General features: G+C 23.4%; 3 protein-coding genes. All 3 read right to left on the reverse strand.

Annotated elements, in window-relative coordinates:
• Positions 1-130: 130 nt before the first annotated feature.
• Entirely contained in the window at positions 131-1,498 is a 1,368-nt protein-coding gene (locus B2G44_RS01785) for a signal recognition particle protein (protein ID WP_078123134.1), read from the reverse strand.
• An 84-nt stretch (positions 1,499-1,582) separates the two neighbouring features.
• Positions 1,583-2,539: a signal recognition particle-docking protein FtsY gene (gene ftsY / locus B2G44_RS01790; protein WP_078123135.1), complete on the reverse strand. Its 957-nt coding sequence runs from the start codon at positions 2,537-2,539 to the stop codon at positions 1,583-1,585.
• 94 nt (positions 2,540-2,633) lie between these two features.
• The gene (locus B2G44_RS01795) at positions 2,634-3,644 is read right to left on the reverse strand and encodes a DNA topoisomerase (RefSeq protein ID WP_257616370.1); all 1,011 of its coding nucleotides are present in this window, start codon (positions 3,642-3,644) and stop codon (positions 2,634-2,636) included.
• Positions 3,645-3,747: the final 103 nt, after the last annotated feature.

Consider the following 3,747-nt stretch of genomic DNA (forward strand, 5'->3'; position numbering starts at 1 on the left):
TTATGAGCATCTTTTGCGCCCTTTTCGTTTATAAGCAGTAGCATAGTAAGCACGAAAAATAAGTGCATGACCATCTACTAAAATTAAATGTTTCATAAATTTTATTGTCCCTCACGAATTAAACAAATATTTATTTTGAATCTAAAAATTTATTTATCAAATCTTGATAATCTGTTATCGAATCTTTTTTCAAATTTTTATTATCTATTTGTTTAGTTAAAGTTTTTTGTTTTTCGATAAAATCAATCAATAAATTAATTTCTTGATTAGTTGTGCCGGAACCTTTAATAATACGATGACGACGACGATTATTATTAGCGATCAATTCCGGATTTAATCTTTCTTTATGAGTCATACTTTTAATAATAGCTTCGAATTTAATAATTATATTATTATCTAAAATATTTAAATTCGATATTTTATTACTTATTCCAGGAATAAAATTTAAAATTTTTTGAAATGATCCCATTTTTTTAATTAAATTTAAATGTTTTTGTAAATCATAATAATTATAATTATCTTGAAATAATTTATCTATTAATTCGGCGTTTTGTTTGGGATCTATTTTAGCTTCTATATTTTCTATTAAAGTAGATAAATCACCCATACCTAAAATTCTAGAAGCTATACGATCAGGATAAAAAAGTTCAAAATTATCATCATTATGTTGTTCTGAGCTAGAAATAAAACGAATAGCTAACTTAGTAATATATCTAATAGATAAAATTAAACCACCTGAAGTTTTAGCATCCATTTTGGTCATAATTACCCCTGTAAATGATAATTTTTCATTAATTTGTTTAATTTTTCCTGATATTTGTTGACCCCCTAAAGCATCTACAACCATCAATGTTTCATCGGGTTTAATATTTTTTTTAATTAAAGATAAATTATCTATACTAGCTGTATCTTCAGGAGAAAATCCAGTAGTGTCGATGATAACAACTTGAAAATGATTCTTTTTAGCATAATTAATACCGTTTAAAATAACTTCTAAAGAATTATTTGTATTATTATCATTATAAACCTCAATATTTATATTTTTACCAATTTGTTGTAATTGTTGAATACCACCAGGTCTATGATAATCTGCTGCAATTAATAAAATTTTATCTATTTTTTGTTTATTTATGAAAAAAGCTAATTTACCTGCAATAGTTGTTTTGCCGCTACCTTTCATTCCTATTAATAAAAAAATATTTAATTTATTATCTTGGAAATTCAAAGGTAAAGATTTATTTCCTAAAATATTAGTTAAAGTGTTTTGAATTATTTTAATAACTTGTTGTTGAGGGGTTAAACCTTTTAAAAGTTGCATATTTAAGGTTTGTTGTTTAATTAATTCGTTAAATTTATTTACTACTTCATAATCAACATCTGCTTTTAATAAAGCAGGATTAATTTCTTGCATGATATTATCAATATCATTTTGTTGAATATATTTTTTATTACCAATTTTATTAATTATTTTTTGAATACTTTTACTTAAAAAATTCATGAATAACTCCTTTTGTATTAGATCAACCGTTTTGTTAATAAATATTTTTTTATTTCACAAATGATTATTTATATTTAATTTTTATTAATTTTCAAATAAACAATTAACGTAATTATGAATATCAAATTCTAATAAATCATTTGGTGCTTCTCCAACACCTATATATTTTGTTTCTAACTGATATAAATGTTTAATCGCTAAAATTAAACCTCCTTTAGAAAAATGATCAAATTTAGTAAGAATAATGCCAGTGACCGGAATAATTTTTCTAAAAGATTCTACTTGTTTTAAAGCTTCTTGCCCTGTCATAGCATCTAAAATTAAAAAAATTTCATGCGGAGCTTGAGGATTATATTTCTTAATAACTCTATCTATTTTAGCTAATTCTTGCATTAAATTATCTTTATTTTGTAATCTTCCAGAAGTATCACACAAAATAATATCATAATTTTGATTTTCGCTATACTTTAAACCTTCAAAAATTACACTTGCCGGTTGACTATTAGCTTTGGAAAAAAAATTACTTTTAGAAGTATTACTCCAACTTTGTAATTGTTCTACAGCTCCAGTACGGAAAGTATCTGCTGCTATTAATAAAACTTTTTTATTTTGTGCCGTTAATTTAGTAGCTAATTTACCTATAGTAGTAGTTTTTCCCGAACCATTCACTCCCACAAAAAGATAAATTTGTGATTTTATTATTGAAATATCATTTTTTATATTTTCTTTTGTATTTTGTTTATAAAATAATAAAATTTGATCTCTTAAAAAATTTAAAAAATATTTTGGTTGAGATAAATTTTCAGACGAAATATTTTCACGCATTTGACTAATCAAATTTTGAGTAGATTCTATACCTAAATCCGATTTAATTAATAAAATTTTTAATTCATCCAATAAATTTTCAGTTAATTTATTTTGTAATTTAATTTTTCGGATCCATTCAGATATTTGATCTTCTTGTACATTTTCCAAATTGAAAAAAAAATTTTTTTTCTTTTGAGTTTTTTCTTTAAAAATTTTTTTAAAAAAATTAAACATAAGTTATTTATTTTCCTTAATGATATATAAAAATAAAATTGTTAATAAATATATTATAAAGTGTATGTAATTTAATTTGTCATATAAATTATTATTAATCTTTTTCATCGTTTTCTGTTTTATTATTTTTTTTATAAGAAATAATTTTTTTACATTTTGGATAAGAAATACAACCTAAAAATTTACCATATTTACTGTTTCGTTCTACCATAAAAGAACCACAATTAGAACAATTTTGATTTGTTATAGTTATAGTTTTTTTCTTTTTTTGATCAATATCTGAATTTTTACATTTAGGATAAGAATTGCAACCTAAAAAAGTACCATATTTACCAAAACGCTCCACCATAAAATCTCCACAAACAGAACATTTTTGTTTTGTAGTAATATTTGGTATGGTATTAATATTATTATTAGCATATATAAATAATTTAATAAAATCATCGTAAAATTTTTTTAAGATGGTAACTTTATCTATTTGACCGTTAGCAATTTGATCTAATTGCGCTTCCATGTTAGCTGTATATTTAACATTAATAAAAGAATTAAAAAATTTCATTAAAACTTCATTTGTAATTAATCCTCGTTGAGTACAAATCATTTTTTTCTCCTTAATTTCCACATAATATCTATTTTTTAAAGTTTCGATAATATGAGAATAAGTTGAAGGTCTACCGATTTTTAAATTTTCCAAATTTTTAATTAAAGAGGCTTCGTTATAACGAGGTGGTGGTGAAGTCATTTGAGATTTAGCTATCACTTTTTGAGGCAAATAATATTTGTGCTTTTCCCAATCCGGTAATAATATTTCTTTAAAATTAGAATAAGTTGTCGTTTTGAAATAACCATCAAATATCACTTGATAACCTTCTGCTTGAAAAAAATATTTTTCTATTTCGAAAATAAATTGTGTTTTGTTAATAATTGCTGCAGTCATTAAACTAGATATAGTTTTTTGATAAATTAAATTATATAAAGATAATTCGTCTTTAGTTAAATAATTTTTAATTTCTTGAGGAGTTCGTTTAATATCAGTAATTCGAATAGCTTCGTGAGCTTCTACGTTATTTTTAGAAAAATTATTTAAAAATACGGATAGATTAATTGCGTTTTATGCAGCGATTTTTATTTGCTGTTTTATTTACAATCAGCCCCCGTCCAAACCGGACAAGCAAGTTTCCAAGCGTCCGGCTTTCCATAATTTACTC

Origin of the sequence: Candidatus Phytoplasma citri, assembly GCF_002009625.1 — a bacterium.
In the GTDB taxonomy this organism is placed as follows: Bacteria; Bacillota_I; Bacilli_A; order Acholeplasmatales; family Acholeplasmataceae; genus Phytoplasma; species Phytoplasma citri.

Bases quoted from the DNA above. Each gene is read 5' to 3' on its own strand.
- B2G44_RS01785 (WP_078123134.1), bottom strand. From the start codon at position 1,498: ATGAATTTTTTAAGTAAAAGTATTCAAAAAATAATTAATAAAATTGGT.
- ftsY (WP_078123135.1), bottom strand. From the start codon at position 2,539: ATGTTTAATTTTTTTAAAAAAATTTTTAAAGAAAAAACTCAAAAGAAA.